Source organism: Maribacter sp. HS (assembly GCF_048059195.1).
GTDB classification, from domain to species: domain Bacteria; phylum Bacteroidota; class Bacteroidia; order Flavobacteriales; family Flavobacteriaceae; genus Maribacter; species Maribacter dokdonensis.
The window spans coordinates 189628-207938 of the sequence record NZ_JAYLVV010000009.1 but is presented as its reverse complement, the minus strand read 5'-3'; the positions used below and the strand labels follow the sequence as shown (position 1 = coordinate 207938).

15 protein-coding genes are annotated in these 18311 nt (G+C 35.4%); 2 read left to right on the top strand and 13 right to left on the bottom strand.

The genetic code is table 11. From position 1 onward, the window contains the following. Positions 1–33 precede the first annotated feature (33 nt). From VBZ51_RS17120 to VBZ51_RS17065, 12 genes are all read right to left on the bottom strand, one after another. Complete coding sequence (locus VBZ51_RS17120) at positions 34–909, bottom strand: DUF6268 family outer membrane beta-barrel protein (RefSeq protein WP_091602973.1); 876 nt, start codon at positions 907–909, stop codon at positions 34–36. A gap of 109 nt (positions 910–1018) precedes the next feature. Continuing rightward, positions 1019–2494 carry a malate dehydrogenase (quinone) gene (mqo, locus tag VBZ51_RS17115; RefSeq protein ID WP_416577720.1) on the bottom strand — a complete coding sequence of 492 codons (1476 nt, stop codon included), beginning with the start codon at positions 2492–2494 and terminating at the stop codon, positions 1019–1021. Positions 2495–2521: 27 nt separating this feature from the next. Further along, the gene (locus VBZ51_RS17110; RefSeq protein ID WP_416577788.1) at positions 2522–3808 is read right to left on the bottom strand and encodes a DUF3570 domain-containing protein; all 1287 of its coding nucleotides are present in this window, start codon (positions 3806–3808) and stop codon (positions 2522–2524) included. A 57-nt stretch (positions 3809–3865) separates the two neighbouring features. Next, a complete protein-coding gene (locus tag VBZ51_RS17105; protein ID WP_058105487.1) occupies positions 3866–4075 on the bottom strand; it encodes a DUF4266 domain-containing protein in 210 nt (69 codons plus the stop codon). A gap of 1 nt (position 4076) precedes the next feature. Then, complete coding sequence (locus VBZ51_RS17100; protein WP_416577787.1) at positions 4077–5030, bottom strand: FAD:protein FMN transferase; 954 nt, start codon at positions 5028–5030, stop codon at positions 4077–4079. A gap of 25 nt (positions 5031–5055) precedes the next feature. Further along, entirely contained in the window at positions 5056–5496 is a 441-nt protein-coding gene (locus VBZ51_RS17095; protein WP_416577719.1) for a thioredoxin family protein, read from the bottom strand. A 94-nt stretch (positions 5497–5590) separates the two neighbouring features. Further along, a complete protein-coding gene (locus VBZ51_RS17090) occupies positions 5591–6733 on the bottom strand; it encodes an efflux RND transporter periplasmic adaptor subunit (RefSeq protein WP_416577718.1) in 1143 nt (380 codons plus the stop codon). Between the two features lie 10 nt (positions 6734–6743). Further along, a complete protein-coding gene (locus tag VBZ51_RS17085) occupies positions 6744–11081 on the bottom strand; it encodes a CusA/CzcA family heavy metal efflux RND transporter (protein ID WP_416577717.1) in 4338 nt (1445 codons plus the stop codon). Between the two features lie 76 nt (positions 11082–11157). After that, a complete protein-coding gene (locus VBZ51_RS17080) occupies positions 11158–11559 on the bottom strand; it encodes a hypothetical protein (protein WP_416577716.1) in 402 nt (133 codons plus the stop codon). Positions 11560–11654: 95 nt separating this feature from the next. Then, on the bottom strand, positions 11655–12575 hold the full coding sequence (locus VBZ51_RS17075) for a L,D-transpeptidase (RefSeq protein WP_416577715.1): 921 nt from the start codon (positions 12573–12575) through the stop codon (positions 11655–11657). Between the two features lie 2 nt (positions 12576–12577). Next, complete coding sequence (locus VBZ51_RS17070) at positions 12578–12835, bottom strand: hypothetical protein (protein ID WP_416577714.1); 258 nt, start codon at positions 12833–12835, stop codon at positions 12578–12580. Between the two features lie 17 nt (positions 12836–12852). Continuing rightward, entirely contained in the window at positions 12853–13263 is a 411-nt protein-coding gene (locus tag VBZ51_RS17065) for a TIGR00730 family Rossman fold protein (RefSeq protein ID WP_416577713.1), read from the bottom strand. 375 nt (positions 13264–13638) lie between these two features. Here VBZ51_RS17065 and pta point away from each other — a divergent pair, with 375 nt between their 5' ends. Then, complete coding sequence (pta, locus tag VBZ51_RS17060) at positions 13639–15732, top strand: phosphate acetyltransferase (RefSeq protein WP_416577712.1); 2094 nt, start codon at positions 13639–13641, stop codon at positions 15730–15732. A 10-nt stretch (positions 15733–15742) separates the two neighbouring features. Then, a complete protein-coding gene (locus VBZ51_RS17055) occupies positions 15743–16927 on the top strand; it encodes an acetate/propionate family kinase (protein ID WP_416577711.1) in 1185 nt (394 codons plus the stop codon). A gap of 78 nt (positions 16928–17005) precedes the next feature. On the opposite strand, the gene VBZ51_RS17050 is transcribed toward VBZ51_RS17055, so the two are convergent. Next, positions 17006–18310: a TolC family protein gene (locus VBZ51_RS17050; RefSeq protein WP_416577710.1), complete on the bottom strand. Its 1305-nt coding sequence runs from the start codon at positions 18308–18310 to the stop codon at positions 17006–17008. Between the last annotated feature and the right edge of the window lies 1 nt (position 18311).

Sequence of the window (18311 nt, the reverse complement as noted above, 5' to 3'; positions counted from 1 at the left end):
ACGCCAGAATAAAAATTCTGGCGTTTTTTTAGTTCATATTTTAAATTTCAATACCGCCCTCAAATAACTTCTAGAATCGTTATCTATTGTAAGTATGGTATTATTGTCTCCATCTTTTAGCTTATTGCTTAAACTAAAGTTATAAGCCGCCCTTAAATCTAGCTGAAAATGTTCTGTAAAATGATACTCATATTGTAGACCACCATTGATCAAAGACATATTTATGAGTTCCGCAACATCCGTATCATTCACCAGTGCCCCATTCTGCACATTAGAAGTAAAACCATCTAATTGGGCAAACAACTTCATTCTATGTTTGTCCGATATATGGTATTGTAAATTGGTTTTGGGAATCCCCAAATTATATGACCAATCTGCACTAAATTTCTTGTAGTAGCTTATAAACGGCAAAGGGAACAAATAGCCTCTATTTTGGGAATACGAAAGCCCTAAGATCAATCGTGATGGCTTATAGTCATCTTCATATTTTTTAATAAAAACCAAGTCTCCCGAAAAGACGATGTCATCAACCGTTAAATTTCTTGCCGTATGATTTGTACTTATACCCGGCTGAAACCTTACCCCTAATCGCCAATCATTCTTTAGTGGCTGTGTATACCCTATGGTAAAATCAAGTATTCTAAAGTCATTTAATTGATTTCTATCAAACGGCAATTCTTCATCTTTAAAGCGAAGATGAATATTGCTATAATCAAACCCTAAAAACAAATATTTACCTTCTCCCTTTAAAGGTATTGGAGCATTTATCAATACTCTAGAACGGGTATATTCTACATCAGAATTTTTATTGGGTATAAACGTAAAATCTATTCTTGCCAAATCGCTCAACTGTGCCGAGGCAGATCCGGTAATCAAAAATAAAAAAAGGATTAAAATTTTATGATGCATGTAATTGTACTTACCATCTATCTAATTAAGGATAATGCAAGTACGGTCTATTTATTGTACACTTGTTGTTCTAATAAGCATAAAAGTATCTTAAAAGATTTACCTTAAACTACAAATTCAAATCTTTAGTTACCCTAACCAATTCTTGATCGAATAATTCTTTAGTGACTTCCTTGTTATAAAATGGGACCATTTCATTTAGTTTATCTTTCCCTTGTTCCGATGCCACCAATTCTGGAAATGCTTTTTCAATAACATCGAGCATTATTTTAACAGAAGTTGAAGCTCCTGGTGATGCACCCAACAAACATGTAATTCTACCGTCTTTACTACTTACCAATTGTGTACCAAACTCCAACGAACCGCCTTCAAATTCATCTTTTTTTATCGTTTGAACACGTTGACCTGCAATTACAATTTCCCAATCTTCATTTTTGGCATCCTTAACAAATTGACGCAATGATTCCATGCGATCATCAAAGCTCATGGCAACTTGTTCCAATAAATATTTTGTCAATGGAAGATTATACCAAAACACGCCCCACATGGATGGTATATTATCAAAATTGATAGATTTAAACAGGTCTAAATAAGAACCTTCCTTTAAAAACTTAGGACTAAAACCAGCAAACGGACCAAATAACAATTCTCTCTTTCCATTGATATAACGGGTATCTAAATGCGGTACCGACATAGGCGGGTCACCAATACCTGCTTTGCTATATACCTTGGCGTTATGCTGATTTATGATATCTTGATTTTTACAGACTAACCATTCGCCACTAACAGGAAATCCACCGTAGCCGTCTTTCTCCTCAATTTCAACCTTTTGCAGCAATAAAAGACTACCGCCACCGGCACCGATAAAAACATGTTCGGCATCGATCGTATTTTTCTTACCTGTTTCTAAATTTTTCATTTTCACCAACCATTCTTCATCATGGTCAGGGTCTATGTCTTCTACCTCTGTATGGAACAATACTTCAGTATCATATTCATCTTTAAGTATAGTAAATAATTTTTCCGTTAAAGCGCCGTAATTCATCTCGGTTCCCCTATCTATGCGCGATGCTGCCATAACTTCATTTTCAGTGCGATTATGCATCATTAAAGGAAACCATTCTTTCATTTTTTCAACTTCTCTAGTAAACTCAATCGAGTTGAACATAAAATGCTCTTTAAAAGCTTTGAAACGATTTTCAAGATAGTTGGCATTCTCTTCTCCCTTTACCCAGCTATGATGTGGTACGGGAGTGATGAATGATTTAGGGTCTTTGATCAAGCCTTCCGCTACCAAATAAGACCAGTATTGCTTAGATATTTCAAACTGGGTACAGATGTTAATAGCCTTGCTAATATCTACAGCACCATCTTCGTTTTCTGGAGTATAGTTCAACTCACATAAGGCAGAGTGACCAGTACCGGCGTTGTTCCAAGCGGCAGAGCTTTCTTGTCCCACTTTACCTAATCGTTCAACGATCAAAACGTTAAGGTCTGGCTTTAACTGTTTTACCAATAAAGCTAACGTAGCACTCATGATACCTGCACCTACACATATTAGGTCATATTCTTCTCGTAAAACCATTATAAATTTTTAAAATGTAATATAAAATTAATCCATCACAAACTTAAAGCCTGCTGTAACAATGCTGGAACTAAAGGTCGTATTCCTATCATATTTATAGAACTTTACATCTATACTTTTAAGTCCGAGTTTCCAGACATGCATTTTTGTAAAAATATCCGTGTAGGAAACTCCCATTCCAAATTGGTTTGCCGAATATTTAGACAAATCATAATCAGAGGTATAAAACGTATCCGTAGAAAATGCTTCTTCATATCCGTAAAAATAATCTGCCGCTGACTGCTGGTAAAATCTATAGGATGGGTATACCGTAATCTTATCCGTTAGCTTAATAGGCATTTCTACACTTGCCGTGTGCGAGTTAATACCCCAATCATCAAAATAATATCTATAGTAGGATCGTAACACAACACTTTCATTTATATACCAATTCAACCTTCCGCCACCTGCAACTTTAAAGCGGCTATCCGGTAATTGCTCAATAGCATCCGCAAGTTGAAATTCTTGAATAAATGAATCGGCTACATCTGCAAAATATACACGTTGAAAAGGTGTACTCAGTAAACCATCTTGCTTTACAAAATCCAAAGCCAATGAACCTTGAAGATTTTTACCTAGAATTTGAGAAAAGCCCAAACCTACCGAATAGGAGTTTCTTGTCTCATCTGTAAACTTCTCAAAAGTAGGGCTGTAATCTGTGTTCCCGGTAATTGTTTTGTTTAAAAAGAATCCGTTATCCAAACCATTTGCCCCACTTGCAAAAGGTCTTAGTTCCGTTGGGTAAATGGGAGTCCAGGTATCTAGAAATATATTCGCATTAATACTTACCTCGGTATTTTTCTCATTAAAGAGCTTTGTTAACCCACCACCAAATCCGAATGAAAAATAATCATATTCCGATGACACTGATAGATTTCCAGAGTACATAGTATTTCTATCATCTGAACTATGCGTGTATGTGCCGGACAAGTTGGTCCATACATCTGACCTAGAAGCTCCAGTACTTGCTACAAAAGCATCTGCCCTTTCGCTACCATCAAATGGATCCACATTACTGGAAGATGCAGAGGTGTAGGCAGAAACACCAGCATCAATGGTTAAAATATCATCATCATTCAATGGTACCGATACTATAATAGTTCCCGTAACATCTGTAAGTTCTTCTGTACCAATACCACCGGTAACAGCAGCATTATCACCGTTTTGAGAATAGTAACTGCTCAAGAAATCTACTTCGGTAGTTTCCAACACACGTTTTTTATAAGAGTTGGTTGCACCGGTATTTTGCTGGGCGTAACCAGCACCGCATAGCATACATGCAATGAGTAGCACTATAAATTTAAACTTATGTCTTTGTTGTTTCATTACTTACTAATTACAGCCGCAGCCTCCACCTGTTTTACCTCCGTTTGCGCCTACCGCTGCTTCTCTATACGAATGCATGGTAATTACATTTCTATCACACTTTTTATCTTGCAAGGTCATATCCGGATCATTGATATTCACTTTATCGTATTCCTTTAATACCGTGCAGCTACTAAGACCACCAATCATTACCAACACAATTAAAATCCTTTTCATTTTACTTATTTATTTGAATATTCTTAGATGTAATTATTGTACCCAAGTCGTCAATAATAATACACTCTACCTTTGGCAACTGCTCTATTCTATTTAAACCTACTTCTTTACCCATTACAAAAACGGATGTTGCAAGTGCATCTGCAAGTTCTGCCTTTGGGGCAAATACCGTTACGCTAACTATACCCGTTGCCGGATAACCGCTACGGGGATCAATAATATGTGTATATCTGGTATTATTAAAAGTTACGTACTTCTCATAATTACCTGAGGTGACCACCGCTCCATTATCCAAGGGTAATAATGCAAACACCTTGTTCTTATCCATAGGGTTGGTAATGGCTACTTGCCAACTATCACCATTAGGTTGCTTTCCCCAAGTATTCATATCTCCAGATGCATTTATAATACCTGCTACCACACCTCTGGAAATCAATAGTTCTTTTGCCTTATCCGCCGCATAACCTTTTCCTATTGCTCCAAAACCTATTTTCATACCCTTCAATTTGAGGAAAACGGTATGATCCTTTTTATTCAAAAGGATATTTTGATATCCTACTTTAGAAACGGATGCTTTAATGGCTGCTTCTTCAGGCATTTCAGTCATACTACCATCAAACTTCCAGATGTTATCCATTGATGCATAACTGATATCAAAAGCACCATCGGTCAATGTAGAAATTCCTATTCCCCTTTGTATTAAATTGAACAATTCCACATCAACTTTAACAGGTTGTACTCCTGCGTTTTTATTAATTTCCGATGTCTGTGAATTTGGGTCCCAAGAAGAAATCAACTTTTCTATTCTCTTTATTTCATTGATAGCCAAATCTATATACTGTTCACCTTCAATAGGATCTTTAGCCACAACCGTAATATCAAAACGGCTACCCATTAATTTCATAGTACGCTTAAAAGGCTCTTGAGCCAAAAGCCGCCCAACAGAACATATCATTACTATGAGAACTAGTTTTTTCAAGCTATTTTATGAATGAATTTAATTCTGCAATGTATTCTTTTGGTGACAGTTTTTTATAACTGGTTTCGCCATACACTTTACCATCCGCATTCATTACTACCACGAAGGGGAAGATACCTTGACGGTTGTACTTTTCTGCCAAAACCTTGTTCTTATTTAATTGCACTACTGGCAATGCATTCTTTTTTCTACGTGGAAAATCTGCTTGTAACATAATATAATGGTCTATGGCATACTTCTTAAACTCATCTGTTGACCACACCGATCTATCCAATTTAATACAAGGTGCACACCAATCTGAACCTTGAAAAACAAGAACAATAGGCAAATTGCGAGTTTTAGCAAGTTCTTTTGCTTCAGTAAAATCCGTCTGCCAATCTTGGGCAAACGATGAACCTAATCCTGTTACTACAAGCAATACTAGCACTATATATTTTTTCATATCTTTTATCAATTGGACTTAACATAAGTCAATAATTATACCCAAAACTTTCTTTTAAAACCAAATTACGCTAAAACTAAAAAGGAATAATCATTTACTCTCCTATCAGGCTAAACGCACCTTTTGTTAAAAATTGTGTTTCCTGCTTAAAAATCACCTTTTCACCTAAGGCACTCATATCCTGATAACTGCCTTGAACTTTTACCGGCACCTGTTTAAAGTAATAACTGTCCTCTTTTGTATCATCTAAAACTAGTACATATGATTGGTCATCAATTACACCGATAGCATCTGTAGGCAATGCCATTTGTTTGGATGAATCTGTAATAATATTCGCCTCTACAAACATTCCCGTTAGAAAATTAGCTGCCACTTCATCCTCTAAATGAGCGTGAACTTTAATTGTTCTATTCTCATCAATTGAAGTACCTACTAAATGAATTTCTGCCTTAAAAGTTTCTGTTGATGATTCTGGTATTTTGAACGCTACCGGTTGCCCTTTCTTCACTTTCAAAATATCCTTCTCAAAAACAGACAACTCTAAATGAATATGGTCGTTGTTAATAATTTCCATGATTGAAACCGACGGCGAAACGAACGTTCCTCTAGATACATTTACTTTGGTAATACTACCTGCTATTGGTGCAAAAATGGATGCTACAGAACTTATATTACCTTTTTCAACTTGTTCTGCTGAAATATTTAACATACCTAATTGCTTACGTAGCCCATTATATTTTGCGACCGCTGTTTTATAGTCGCTCTCTGCTTTAAGAAAGCTTTTCTGTGAAGATATTTTTTCTTCAACCATAGTTTGCTGGCGGTCATACTCAGCCTTTAAATAACTTAGTTGACCATTCACCTCCATATATTCTTGCTGTAAGGCTACAAACTCCGGATTTTCAATAGTCACCAATAATTGACCTTTACGAACCTTATCCCCTATTAACAAAGGTGTTCTTTTAATATAACCGCCCATTGTGGCACTAACTACTGCTCTATTTTCTGGCGGCACATCTATCATACCTGAAGTAGTAATCGTTAGAGGAAATTCCAATTCTTTTATGACATCTAACTCCATATTGTTCTGATCAAATTGTGCTTTAGAAATTTGAATTCGGTCATCAGTATTTCCTTCTGACGCACCATTTTCGTTGGATTGTTTTTCTGCTTCTCCACAACTTGATAATAATACAAAAATGAATAAGGCTAAAATTTTATATATATAGTTTTGCATGATGCAGTATTTATAAGGTTAAGAAATTAATGTTTATAACAGTTTCATTGTACTCTTTCAATTTATCTAGATAGCCCAATTTAATATCATAGGCGCTTTCTAAACTCTGTATATATTGATAGAAATCAATTTCACCATTTTTAAAACTAATTTGAGCGGTTTTTAAAATTTCATCGGATAGCTCAGTGCCCTCATTTTCATAATAATTGAGCGAATTTTGAATCTGTGCAATTTCTTCGAATAAGATTTCTTGCTTCGACTTTATTTGAATTTTATAATCAATAGACTCTCTTACCGCCCGTTTTTTGGCAATTTTTGAAGCTTTAATTCTAGCGACTTGCCCACTGAACAACAACGGAATTTTTAAACCCAATTGATATCCAATAAGGTTATCGTTCAACTCTGAATTTGAACCTTGAAAATAAGCTACACTTATATCTGGAAGTAATTGCTGTTTTTCAAAATTACTTTCGGCAGCCATTAATTGCATATTAGTTTCATAATAGGCAATCTCAGGAGTGCTTTCAACAGTAATAGCTTTAAAATCGATTTTAAGATTCATTTCTTCAGATAGCTCCAAACTATCCTCAACTTGAATTATTTGCAACAAATTAGCATGTGCTATAGATACTTGCTGAATTGCCTGTTGATAATCTAGATTGATTTTTCGCTGTTTTGAAGCTGCAGTTATCTTTTCTAAATAATTGGTTTCGCCCAATTCAAATTTTCTTGCGGCGACAGACGAAAAATTAGCATATAAGCTATCTAAACGTTTGTAAACCCTAACTTTTTCGCGAGCAATCTGATATTCGTAATACCCAATTGTTACATCTCTTTCTAAAGCCTTACTTTGAATATCGAACTCAGTTTGTGCCAAATTATTTCTCACCTTATTCACCCTCTTTTGAGAAAAATATTCAGTAGGAAAACGAAAATCTTGTTGAACACCAAAGACCATTAATGGCACATCATTGATCGCAAGATTATTTTCATCGTATTCATAATACACATGCGTTTTATTAAAATTAAAAGCACTGTTAATCATCGATTGAGATTCCTCAACTTTTAATTTACCAGCTTTTAAACCCATATTGTTTTCAATAGCTAAGAATAACAATTCATCAAGATTTTGACCTTTTATTTCTTGTGCAGATACGCCTACAGTTATGAGTAGCGCAATAAATGCTATACCATTTTGCAAAGTTGTTTTAGGAATTGGCTTTTTTGTATTCTCATATTTATCAAAGATGGAATATAGAACAGGTAAAACGACCAAGGTTAATATAGTAGCCGTAAACAAGCCCCCAATTACTACAGTTGCCAATGGTCTTTGCACCTCTGCCCCTGCATTTGTAGATATAGCCATCGGTAAAAAACCAAGAGCAGCTGCAGAAGCGGTAAGCAATACAGCTCTTAGTCTGTCTTTTGTGCCTTGTTTTATTAACGCGTCTAAACTATCGAACGAATGTTTTTTCAGTTCTTTAAAATGCTCTATTAAAACGATTCCGTTTAGTACCGCTATACCAAAAAGCGCTATAAAGCCAACCCCGGCAGATATACTAAATGGCAAACCTCGCATCCATAAAAGCAATACGCCACCAACTGCTGCCAATGGAATTGCAGAATAAATGATTAACGCTTCTTTTACCGATTTAAAAGCAAAATAAAGTAGTGCGAAAATGAGCACCAACGCAATTGGCACAGCTATGATAAGACGGTCACGAGCGCTCTGTAAATTTTCGAATTGTCCACCATAGGTAATCGTATAACCTGCTGGCAACTTAACTTTCTCATTAATCAATTGCTGAACATCGTCTACTACCGACTGCAAATCGCGGTTACGAACGTTTACCCCTACTACGGTTCGGCGCTTTGTATCATCCCTAGAAATTTTAGCGGCTCCTTTTTTATAACTGATTTCTGCCAATTCAATCAAAGGCACTTTACCGCCCATTGGTAGGTCTACATATAAATTTTTAAGATCTTCAATATCTTGTCGCTTCGCTTTATCTAATCGTACTACTAAATCGAATCGCTTTTCCCCCTCAAACACACTGCCAGCAGTTTTACCTGCAAAACCCATAGACACCATATCATTCAATTCTTGAATGTTTAACCCGAAACGGGCAATTTTAGCACGGTCATAGTTGACGCTCATTTCTGGTAAACCCGCAATTTTCTCCACACTAATATCTGCGGCACCTTCTACATTCTTAATTAAATTACCTATCTCACTACCTTTTTTAGCCAGAACATCTAAATCAGGTCCGAATATTTTAATGGCAATATCTGCCCGTACTCCGGTTATCAGCTCATTAAAACGCATTTCTATAGGTTGGGTAAACTCTACTTCCATGCCTGGTATTACAGCCAAGGCTTCTTTAAAATTATCAGCTAGTTCATCTTTGGAATCAGCACTTGTCCATTCCGCTTTTGGAGCCAATTTAATGATGACATCACTTTCTTCCATTGACATTGGATCCGTTGGTACTTCGGCAGCCCCAATTCTAGTTACCACCTGTTGAACTTCTGGGAATTTTTTCAGTAGAATTTTCTCAATCTCAGTGGTTATTTCTACCGTCTTGCTTAATGACGTTCCCGTTTTTAAAACAGGCTGTATTACAAAATCACCTTCATCTAATGTTGGCACAAATTCACTACCCATAGTGCTATACAAGAATATTGCACCAAAAAGAAATACCGACGCAATCCCCAAGACCAATTTCTTACTTTGTAATGCCCAGTCTATAATTGGTTCATATTTCTTGTTCAACCATTTCATTAGGCGAACCGAAATATTTTTATCAGATTCTTTAGACGGTTTCAAGAAAATTGATGCAGCCACTGGCACATAGGTGAAACATAAAATCATTGCACCAATTAGGGCGAAACTAAATGTTAATGCCATAGGCTTAAACATTTTACCTTCCACACCACTTAAAGATAGAATGGGAATGAAAACAATTAAAATTATGAGCTGCCCAAAAATGGCAGAATTCATCATTTTTGATGCCCCATTAAAGGTTATCTCATCTTTTAACTGTTGTTTTTCAGACGTTGCCAGACTATTAATTTCTTCCTGTTTTCTAGTGATTTCAAAGGCTATGAACTCTACAATAATTACCGCACCATCTATTATAATACCGAAATCAATTGCCCCTAAACTCATTAAATTGGCATCGACTCCGAATATATACATGAGTGATAATGCGAACAACAGACATAACGGAATTACCGATGCAACCACTAAACCTGATCTGAAGTTTCCCAATAACAACACAACTACAAAGATGACTATCAAGCATCCTAAAATTAAGTTTTCGGTGACCGTAAAAGTGGTTTTCGCAATCAGTTCGCTTCGCTCTAAAAACGGATTTATATAAACGCCTTTTGGTAATGACTTTGAAATTTCAGCAACACGTTCTTTAACAGCCTCTATCACTTTTTTAGAGTTCGCATCTTTTAACATCATCACTTGCCCCATAACCTTCTCACCTTCCCCATTACCGGTTATCGCTCCAAAACGTATGGCACTACCAAAATCTACCGTGGCAATATCCTTTATATAGATAGGGACTCCGCCTTCATTTTTCACAACAATATTTCTAATATCATCATGAGATGTAACCAAGCCTTCTCCACGAATAAAAAATGCCTGATTCACCTTTTCTATATACCCACCACCAGAAACACTATTATTACTTTCAAGCGATTTAAAAACTTCACCTGCAGTAATATTCATGGCGTTTAACTTTTGGGTGTTTATGGCGACTTCATACTGTTTTAAAAATCCACCCCATGTGTTGACCTCAACAACACCTGGTATACCAGACAATTGTCGCTTAACGACCCAATCTTGTATTGTTCTTAAATCTGTAGTGGTATACTCATCTTTATACTCCGGTTCCACCTCCAATATATATTGATAGATTTCACCTAATCCTGTAGTTATTGGTCCCATTTGTGGAGTGCCAAAACCAGCTGGTATTTTCTCTGAAGCAGAAGCTATTTTCTCGGCAATTAATTGTCTTGGCAAGTATGTTTTTAAATCATCGTCAAAAACTATGGTTACCACCGATAGACCGAATTTTGACACAGAACGAATTTCTTTAACTCCTGGCAAGTTTGCCATTTCCAATTCTACGGGATAGGTTATGAATTGCTCCATATCTTGAGTAGAAAGGTTACGCGAAGTAGTAATGACCTGAACTTGGTTATTCGTTACATCTGGAACTGCCCCAATCGGAATTTGTGAAAGGGCAAATAGTCCGTAGCCAACTATAAATATGGTAAATAATAGAATAATTAGCTTATTCTTTAAACTGAAATTAATGATATGTGAAAGCATGTTTTCATATAAATCAATGTTAGGCGCTCAAATTCCACAAAATGAATTTGAACTAAAAAATTAAAAATCGATTTTATTATGAAATGCGTGGTGGTTGTAAAATACCTTGTGTATGCAATGAAGATGTTGGTGCCTGATAATAGAAGTTGGCAGATTTATAATCTAAAAATTCAACTACATTCAAGTCTGACTTATAGGCACTAATAAAAACATCTGCCAAACATGTATGAGAAGTGCTACTATGATTAAAAGGAAGTTTTTCGTGATCTTTTTTTTCTTCTTGGTGATCTCTTTGATGATCTGCTTTTAATTCCCCATAATGCTTGGAAAGAAAAACAATCATATTATCTCCATACTGGTCACTGTGAAACTGCGCATGTTCAATTAGTTCATCTAATTGAACAATATCATCATAATGCACACCAAAGCTTTGCAGCATAATGAGCGATGATAGTAGTATGGAAAACAGTTTATTCACTTAAGTAAAATTAATAAAATTTTTAATATAGCATACCTTAGTTTGGGATCCAAAGCCAATTCATATTCATTCTAATTGGCTAAATATTAAATATCTCATAGTACAGAAATAACCATGCCTTCATCATAAGTCTCTAAATCATACCTAATTCGGAGTTTGGTACCCAATGGTGCATAATAATACACCCTCCAAGAGTCTGCCTCCCCTAACCCAATACATCCGTTAGAATCAGCTTTACCTAATGTTTTAGGGTTTGTAGTAGGGTGAATCATTTGTCCATTTCTAACATTATTAATTTCAGTTTTTATCCATGGAATTTGCGGCACCATTGTAGTCTTCTCATCATCTCTTCTGGTTACGTAAAAACGCTTGCCATTTACAGGATTATAAAAATCTGGATGCTTCACATGTTTAACAATAGTACCTTTTCCTGTTTTCGTTCTTAAATCTGTTACTCGGTCTCCAAATTTTAAATACAGTTCTCTAAATTGCCCTACTCTTACCGGAAACTCGTACAACAAAGTAGAATCTTGAAAGATGCGTAATTTATACTCAGGTATATTCACATCAATTTCTATATTAGAAAATGCTTCTAATAATTTACAGGCACTGAGTGAATCTGGAATAGTTAATTGACTCCCTTTTGGTAGCACTATCATTTGCTTTTGGTCATATACAAATGAATCGCGAGCCATCATTCTGTAATAATCAGTGTTTTCAAGTGTATCAATAATCCAAGAGTTATTGCGCACCAGTAGGTGTTCAGATAAATCATAAGGTACAATAGAATCATATTTATCAACCACAGAATCTATGAACTGATAATACTTTCCTACCCTAATATCTTTTGAAATCTGTATGAGTGTTGGTTCATTAACTAACTTTTGGTACACCAGTGTTATTCCTGTACTGTCTATTTGGGCTGTTTCTAAATTTGATTGTTTTTTTGACTGACAAGAATTAAAAAAGACCAAAGAAAAAATAAGGGTGATTAAATATATAAATCTGATTTTCATTATTATAGGTTATTATTTTTATAATTTCTTTCAGTTTCTCCAAACCACCATCTTTTCCGCATTGGTTTCTTAATAAGTCCAAATAGTTTAACGGCATATTCTTTAAGGTGCGCTTTCATTTCTTCAACCGAATCTGTCAAGAACATTAAATCCATATCCTCTTTTAAAATACTTTCATTGTCCGCCATGGTCTTTATATGGTGGTACAATTCTTTATGATATTCTTTACCAATAACCACTACCGGAAAGTTGTGAATCATTTTTGTCTATATCAACGTTACTGCTTCAAAAAGCCATCCAGCGTTCCAATACCACCTGGCAACACAACAAATGCGTATGAATATTTCAGCAGTAAAAATTTGCGTACAAAGAAGTAAGGTATGTTGATCCACTTATGTAAATAGGGATTCAGTTTTTGTTCGTGCGGCAGTATAATATTACGTCCAATAGAATAACCATTGTTTAGGTAAGCACCTTTATTAGCCGCTTCCATAATACCTGGTCCGCCACCGGTCATAACAGCAAAACCCATTTCAGATAATGCTCTACCTACTTCTTCTGCCTGTTTGCAGTAGACATTATCTTCTTTAAAACGAGCAGAACCAAAAACGGTTACGCAAGGTCCAATAAAGTGTAATTTTCTGAATGCTCTAATAAACTGATATTGTACCTTAAACGTAAACCACAATTCTTTAAACCTACTTCTAGGACCATCAAGAAAAGCACGTTCTTCTGTTAAAAATTGTGGAGCAGGTTTTTTTTAAACTTTTCGGTCATATTACGTACTACATTGTTATATGAGCATTGTCATGTTTAAATGAGCCTATGGTAATTAAATTTGCCTTTGTTTATTTAGTTATAATTCAGATTTGAAAACTTAAAACAATTTAAATTAACCTTGTTTCAAATAAGAAAACGAGACTGTTGTCGCAATAACATTACTTATATTTATATCTAATACCTTATAAAACTTAAAATAATCTAGAACTTTAAATTTAGTGTCAGATTTTAACAAGCACACCTTATTTTTAAAGGTTTAATAAACACATATAACCATTTACACGTGAGTAAAGCTATATATATTGTTACTACAGAACCAAATAGTGGAAAATCAATTATTTCATTAGGTCTTATGCAACTTCTTTTAGGTAGAACTGCCAAAGTTGGTTATTTCAGACCTATTATCGATGATGTTCCCAAAGGGAAAACCGACAATCATATTGACACTGTTTTAAGCTACTTTAATGTGGATATGAAGCCTGAAGAAGCTTTTGCATATACACGAAGTCAAGTAGTACAATTAAAAAACCTAGATAAAGACGATGAAATTGTAGGGCATATTATACACAAGTATAAAACTATTGAAAAAAAGTTCGATTTCGTTTTAGTGGAAGGAACCGATTTTTCTGGAGAAGGTGCCATAATTGAATGGGACATTAATGTTCTTATTGCAAAAAACCTGGGTATACCTGCAGTTATTCTAGCAAGCGGAAAAAACAAAACTTTGGATGAGTTGGTCGGTAATCTTTACATGGCCTATGACTCTTTTAAAGAGAAAGGTGTAGATGTACTTTTAATCGTAGCCAATAAAGTACAACCAGAAAATATTTCTATTGTTTCTGAAGGATTAAAAGAAAAACTACCCAATGATGTATTGGTAGGTACCATACCTGTAAACCCTATTTTAGGTAGCCCTACATTAAAGGAAATTGCCCAAGAATTAGATGCTAAAATACTTTTTGGTGAAGATTATATCAATAATCAAGTTGGTAGTTTTAGTGTTGGCGCCATGCAATTACGTAACTACATAACGCATTTAAAAGATGATAGCTTGGTGATTACACCTGGTGATCGCGCAGATATTATTTTAGGGGCGCTACAGGCAAATATTTCTACGAACTACCCTAGCTTGTCCGGTATTGTTCTAACCGGTGGTTTATTACCGGAAGAATCCATTATAAAGTTGATAGAGGGACTTTCAGACATCATTCCTATTCTATCTGTAGCAAGAGGTACCTTCCATGTCACCAATAAAATAGGGACTATTAGACCACGTATTTATGCTGAAAATACCGAAAAAATACAGACCTCAATACAAGAGTTCGAAAAACACATTCCTACCAAAGAACTGGCCGAAAGGTTAATCACTTTTAAAGCTAAGGGCATTACCCCTAGAATGTTTCAATATAACCTTCTGCAAAAAGCCAAATCATCTAAAAAACATATTGTACTGCCCGAAGGTTCAGATGAACGAATTCTGATGGCAACCAAAATGCTGATAGATGCCGAAGCGGTAACCATTACACTTTTAGGCAATAGAGATCAGATTATTTCAAAAATCACTGAACTGGATATTGACATAGACCTTAGTACCATAAACATTATTGATCCTACAACATCTGACAATTTTTTAGATTACGCCACTACCCTGTTTGAATTACGTAAGCATAAAAACGTAAACTTGGCAATGGCCAAAGATTTAATGGAAGACGTATCATATTATGGTACCATGATGGTTTATAAAGGGCATGCTGACGGCATGGTTTCCGGTGCCGTACATACCACCCAACATACCATAAGACCTGCATTACAGTTTATAAAAACAAAGCCTGGTGTTTCTATAGTATCTTCTATATTTTTTATGTGTTTACCCAATAGGGTCACTGTTTTTGGAGATTGTGCCATTAACCCTAATCCTACTTCAGAGCAATTATCTGAAATTGCAATTTCATCTGCGGCAACAAGCGCTGCATTTGGCATAGAACCTAAAGTAGCCATGCTATCATATTCTTCAGGAGCATCGGGTGTTGGTGAAGATGTTGATAGAGTACGAAAAGCTACTGAAATCATAAAAGATAAAAGACCCGACCTAAAAGTGGAAGGTCCCATTCAATATGATGCAGCAGTTGATGCCAAAGTTGGTTTAAGTAAATTGCCCGAATCTGAAGTTGCAGGACAAGCTAGCGTGTTTATATTCCCTGACTTGAATACAGGAAATAATACTTATAAAGCGGTACAAAGAGAAACTGGTGCCTTGGCGATCGGACCAATGTTACAAGGTCTAAATAAACCGGTTAATGATTTAAGCCGAGGTTGTACCGTAGATGATATTTTTAACACCGTAATAATTACTGCTATTCAAGCAGAAGGATTCTAAACTCATTTTCATGAACATTTTAATTATCAACTCTGGTAGCTCATCTATAAAATATCAACTTTTAGATATGCCTGCGGCAAAGATTATTTGCCAAGGATCTATTGAGCGTATTGGTAGTACCCAAGCTATTTCAACCTATAAAACGGATACACATAAGGTTGAAAAAACCTATGAAATTGCAACTCACAAAGCTGGTCTAGAGCGAATTACTTCTCTTTTGCTTGATGCTGAAATGGGCGTGATCGATAGTACTGAGGAAATAGATGCCATTGGTCATCGTGTGGTACATGGTGGTAAAGATTATGTAGATACTACTTTAATCAATGAAGAAGTTAAACAAAAAATAAAATCACTTTCTCCCCTAGCCCCTTTACACAACCCTGCCAATCTAGAAGGAATACTAATGGCGGAAGAAATTTTTAAATCATCTAAGCAAATCGTTGTTTTCGATACTGCCTTTCATGGTACGTTACCCATAAAAGCTAAAAAATATGCCGTTCCAAATATCCTGTTCGAAGAAAAGAGAGTTCAGGCGTATGGCTTTCATGGTACCAGCCATAAATATGTTTCTGAGAAAGCAAATGAATATTTAGGCAATCAAAATACCAAGCTCATTTCCATTCACTTGGGAAATGGTTGTAGTATTACCGCTATCAAAAATGGTAAGAGCATAGATCATAGTATGGGATTTGCACCGTCTAACGGATTGGTAATGGGTACACGAAGTGGAGATATTGACCATTCCATTATTTTTTATATGGTGAAAACACTTGGGTATAGTTTAGATGAAGTAAATGAACTTTTAAACAAAAAAAGTGGAATGCTAGGCCTTACAGGTTACAATGACCTACGTGATATTGAAGTAGAGGCGAGTAAAGGTAATACCGACTGCATTCTTGCCTTAGAAATGAATGCCTACCGAATTAAAAAATACATAGGCGCCTATATTGCGGCAATGAACGGTTTAGACGCTATTATTTTCACTGCCGGTATTGGAGAAAACTCTAGTTTAATGCGTCAACTTGTGTGCAAGGATATGGATTGTTTTAATCTTCACTTAGACGACTCCAAAAATGATTTAAGGTCTAAAAATGTTAGAGAAATAAACACCACGGATTCTAAGGTTAAAATTCTGGTAATCCCTACAAATGAAGAATTAGAAATTGCCAAACAGGTTTACCAGTTAATTAATTAGTGATGATTATAAGTCTTGGAATTTGTTCTGTAATTGATGGCTAAATTCCAAGGCTTTCCCGTTCATAATGAACCAGTTTCATATGTCCAATTCTCCAGACATTTGTTTTAAAATAATTTCAGATAATTTGGCTTGAAATTTTGCATTACTAAACCTAACCCTAGCATTTATATAATTAAGTTGTGCCGTTCTGAACTCTATTGTAGGAATAATTCCTATCCTGTACTTTTCTACGGTTATGTCTAAATTTTCTTTCGCTATTGCTTCATTATTTCCCTCTAGTTCAATTAAACTAATATTGGTCAAATAAGTTTGATAGGTTGTACTCAAAGTAGAAAGCAGCTGTTGTTCTTTTTCTTTAATAGCTATTGCTGCGTTTTCCAATTCTATTTTTCCTATTTTCTCATTCCTATTTTGATTAAATCCATCAAATAAATTTAATGTTGCCCCAAATCCATAACTAAATCCGTTAGACTCCGAACTTGTAGTAAAACCAAGACTAGATTCTGATTTTCCAAAATTATAACCGGTAGTAGCATAAATGGTGGGGTACCTTGATGCCTTAACCTGTTTAAGTTCTAGCTCACTTATCCTTCTACTGATTCGTTCTGCATTTAATTCGGGATTATTTTCCATTAACTTCGATTCTAAATCGGTCAGTATTAGACTTTCATCAACAAAAATTTCAGGTACTGCCTTAAAATCGGTTGTTAAGTCTCTCGCCAATTGTTCGTTCAACTGAATTTTGGTATTTGCATACAGTTCTTTTTGGCGTTGCATTAAAGTTTGATCGGTATTTAAATCTACTTGAGCATTTAAAACTTCCAATTTAGAGGCTTTTCCAATAGAGAATCTATTTCTAGCCAATTCTACTCTTTGTTCTGAAATAAAAATAGTACTGTCCAAAGCGGCTAATTGCTGTTGTTGTTGTACCAAATCGTAGTAGGTAATCATTACCTCGCCAACCTTGGTCAATACCACTTGCTTTAATTCTTCTGCACCTAATTCCCGGTTCTGTTTCAATTGATCATATGCCGCAAACATACTTACCCCATCAAATAAGGTCCAATCTAAAGTTACTCCATAGTCCAAACTATTATTTTTAGCATTGTCCTGTTCTACTTGAGAACCATCTGTTCTTGTTTGTGATAAATTCTGCACACTATTATTATCTTCAATACTTGCTTCTAAAGTAGGAAGTATACCAGCAAAACCTGGACTTACGGAGACAGAATCAATTTTTAAATTGTTGGCGGCCGTGATGATCTGATAGTTGTTCTTCACCGTAATCTTAACGGCATCTTCAATAGTCAGAATTTCTTGTGCGGCGGCGTTAAGATGTAAAATAATCAATAATAAAAATGGTAACTTGGTTATATTCATT

What these genes read in the sequence shown, in the direction of transcription:
- VBZ51_RS17120 (WP_091602973.1), bottom strand. Translation starts at nt 909, where the DNA reads ATGCATCATAAAATTTTAATCCTTTTTTTATTTTTGATTACCGGATCT.
- mqo (WP_416577720.1), bottom strand. Translation starts at nt 2,494, where the DNA reads ATGGTTTTACGAGAAGAATATGACCTAATATGTGTAGGTGCAGGTATC.
- VBZ51_RS17110 (WP_416577788.1), bottom strand. Translation starts at nt 3,808, where the DNA reads ATGCTATGCGGTGCTGGTTACGCCCAGCAAAATACCGGTGCAACCAAC.
- VBZ51_RS17105 (WP_058105487.1), bottom strand. Translation starts at nt 4,075, where the DNA reads ATGAAAAGGATTTTAATTGTGTTGGTAATGATTGGTGGTCTTAGTAGC.
- VBZ51_RS17100 (WP_416577787.1), bottom strand. Translation starts at nt 5,030, where the DNA reads ATGATATGTTCTGTTGGGCGGCTTTTGGCTCAAGAGCCTTTTAAGCGT.
- VBZ51_RS17095 (WP_416577719.1), bottom strand. Translation starts at nt 5,496, where the DNA reads ATGAAAAAATATATAGTGCTAGTATTGCTTGTAGTAACAGGATTAGGT.
- VBZ51_RS17090 (WP_416577718.1), bottom strand. Translation starts at nt 6,733, where the DNA reads ATGCAAAACTATATATATAAAATTTTAGCCTTATTCATTTTTGTATTA.
- VBZ51_RS17085 (WP_416577717.1), bottom strand. Translation starts at nt 11,081, where the DNA reads ATGCTTTCACATATCATTAATTTCAGTTTAAAGAATAAGCTAATTATT.
- VBZ51_RS17075 (WP_416577715.1), bottom strand. Translation starts at nt 12,575, where the DNA reads ATGAAAATCAGATTTATATATTTAATCACCCTTATTTTTTCTTTGGTC.
- VBZ51_RS17070 (WP_416577714.1), bottom strand. Translation starts at nt 12,835, where the DNA reads ATGATTCACAACTTTCCGGTAGTGGTTATTGGTAAAGAATATCATAAA.
- VBZ51_RS17055 (WP_416577711.1), top strand. Translation starts at nt 15,743, where the DNA reads ATGAACATTTTAATTATCAACTCTGGTAGCTCATCTATAAAATATCAA.
- VBZ51_RS17050 (WP_416577710.1), bottom strand. Translation starts at nt 18,310, where the DNA reads ATGAATATAACCAAGTTACCATTTTTATTATTGATTATTTTACATCTT.